Raw genomic sequence first — 2,844 nt, forward strand, 5'->3', positions numbered from 1 at the left:
AACGCTTTGGAAAGAGCGGCCATAGAAGGTGATAGCCCTGTATCTGAAAGGGCCATTCCAGTGAAGACGAGTAGGGCGGGGCACGTGAAACCCTGTCTGAACATGGGGGGACCATCCTCCAAGGCTAAATACTACTGACCGACCGATAGTGAACCAGTACCGTGAGGGAAAGGCGAAAAGAACCCCGGAGAGGGGAGTGAAATAGAACCTGAAACCGTGTGCGTACAAGCAGTAGGAGCTCCGCAAGGAGTGACTGCGTACCTTTTGTATAATGGGTCAGCGACTTACTGTTCGTGGCAAGCTTAACCGTATAGGGGAGGCGAAGGGAAACCGAGTCTGATAAGGGCGCATAGTCGCGGGCAGTAGACCCGAAACCGGGTGATCTAGTCATGCCCAGGGTGAAGGTGCGGTAACACGCACTGGAGGCCCGAACCCACTCCCGTTGCAAAGGTAGGGGATGAGGTGTGATTAGGAGTGAAAAGCTAATCGAACCCGGAGATAGCTGGTTCTCCTCGAAAGCTATTTAGGTAGCGCCTCATATGTATCCTCTCGGGGGTAGAGCACTGTTATGGCTAGGGGGTCATCGCGACTTACCAAACCATTGCAAACTCCGAATACCGAGACGGACTGTATGGGAGACACACGGCGGGTGCTAACGTCCGTCGTGAAAAGGGAAACAACCCAGACCCACAGCTAAGGTCCCAAATTCACTGCTAAGTGGAAAACCATGTGGAAAGGCACAGACAGCCAGGAGGTTGGCTTAGAAGCAGCCACCCTTTAAAGAAAGCGTAATAGCTCACTGGTCGAGTCGGTCTGCGGGGAAGATTTAACGGGGCTAAGCAGTGAACCGAAGCTTGGGGTGCATAACTTTGTTATGCGCGGTAGAGGAGCGTTCCGTAAGCCGTTGAAGGTGGATTGAGAAGTCTGCTGGAGGTATCGGAAGTGCGAATGCTGACATGAGTAACGATAATGCGGGTGAAAAACCCGCACGCCGAAAGCCCAAGGTTTCCTTGCGCAACGTTAATCGGCGCAGGGTGAGTCGGCCCCTAAGGCGAGGACGAAAGTCGTAGTCGATGGGAAGCAGGTTAATATTCCTGCACCTCGCGTAAGTGCGATGGAGGGACGGAGAAGGTTAGGTGTACCAGGCGTTGGTTGTCCTGGGGAAAGGCGGTAGGTTTGGATCTTTGGCAAATCCGGGATCCTTCAAGACCGAGCACCGAGACGAGCCTTTATGGCGAAGTCACTGATACCACGCTTCCAGGAAAAGCTCCTAAGCTTCAGCTTACGCAGACCGTACCGTAAACCGACACAGGTGGGTAGGATGAGAATTCTCAGGCGCTTGAGAGAACTCGGGTGAAGGAACTAGGCAACATGGCACCGTAACTTCGGGAGAAGGTGCACCCTTTTTGGTGGCTCGTGCGAGCTATAGCTGAAGAGGGTCGCAGTAACCAGGCCGCTGCGACTGTTTATCAAAAACACAGCACTCTGCAAACACGAAAGTGGACGTATAGGGTGTGACGCCTGCCCGGTGCTGGAAGGTTAATTGATGGGGTCAGCCGCAAGGCGAAGCTCTTGATCGAAGCCCCAGTAAACGGCGGCCGTAACTATAACGGTCCTAAGGTAGCGAAATTCCTTGTCGGGTAAGTTCCGACCTGCACGAATGGCGTAACGACAGCGGCGCTGTCTCCACCCGAGACTCAGTGAAATTGAAATCGCTGTGAAGATGCAGCGTTCCCGTGGCAAGACGGAAAGACCCCGTGAACCTTTACTATAGCTTTACACTGAACGTTGAGTTCGTCTGTGTAGGATAGGTGGGAGGCTATGAAACTGTGGCGCTAGCTGCAGCGGAGCCATCCTTGAAATACCACCCTGTCGTGCTTGACGTTCTAACCTGGGCCCATTATCTGGGTCGGGGACCGTGTATGGTGGGTAGTTTGACTGGGGCGGTCTCCTCCTAAAGAGTAACGGAGGAGCTCGAAGGTACGCTCAGCGCGGTCGGACATCGCGCACTGTGTGCAAAGGCATAAGCGTGCTTGACTGCAAGATCGACGGATCAAGCAGGTAGGAAACTAGGACTTAGTGATCCGGTGGTTCTGTATGGAAGGGCCATCGCTCAACGGATAAAAGGTACTCCGGGGATAACAGGCTGATACCGCCCAAGAGTTCATATCGACGGCGGTGTTTGGCACCTCGATGTCGGCTCATCACATCCTGGGGCTGTAGTCGGTCCCAAGGGTATGGCTGTTCGCCATTTAAAGTGGTACGCGAGCTGGGTTCAGAACGTCGTGAGACAGTTCGGTCCCTATCTGCCATGGGCGTTGGAGATTTGAGAGGGGCTGCTCCTAGTACGAGAGGACCGGAGTGGACGAACCTCTGGTGTTCCGGTTGTCACGCCAGTGGCATTGCCGGGTAGCTATGTTCGGAAGCGATAACCGCTGAAAGCATCTAAGCGGGAAGCGCGCCTCAAGATGAGATCTCCCGGGGCACAAGCCCCCTGAAGGAACCATGTAGACTACGTGGTTGATAGGTCAGGTGTGTAAGTACAGCAATGTATTGAGCTAACTGATACTAATGATCCGTGCGGCTTGACCATATAACCTCAAGTTGCCTTGGCTTTACGACAACGTCGTAAGAGCATCCAAGTGCACGCTACGTCACAAGAACTACGAGAGGCAGGCGCCTTATCCGGCTGTATCGGATGGCGACGCTCCAACCGCCTCCCTGGTGAAATTAGCGCTGTGGAACCACCCGATCCCATCCCGAACTCGGAAGTGAAACGCAGCTGCGCCGATGGTAGTGTGGCTCAAGCCATGCGAGAGTAGGTCATCGCCAGGGTTTACACCC

At 54.2% G+C, this 2,844-nt stretch carries 2 rRNA genes (1 of these 2 running past the window's edge); both read left to right on the forward strand.

Features of this window, described 5'->3' with window-relative positions:
* Positions 1-2,593: ribosomal RNA gene (locus tag V3B25_RS22245) — 23S ribosomal RNA — on the forward strand; it begins 287 nt to the left of the window's first position.
* 127 nt (positions 2,594-2,720) lie between these two features.
* Positions 2,721-2,835 (forward strand): 5S ribosomal RNA (gene rrf, locus V3B25_RS22250).
* The last annotated feature ends 9 nt before the right edge of the window (positions 2,836-2,844 follow it).

This window comes from Stenotrophomonas sp. SMYL8 (assembly GCF_036320065.1).
GTDB classification, from domain to species: Bacteria; Pseudomonadota; Gammaproteobacteria; order Xanthomonadales; family Xanthomonadaceae; genus Stenotrophomonas; species Stenotrophomonas maltophilia_A.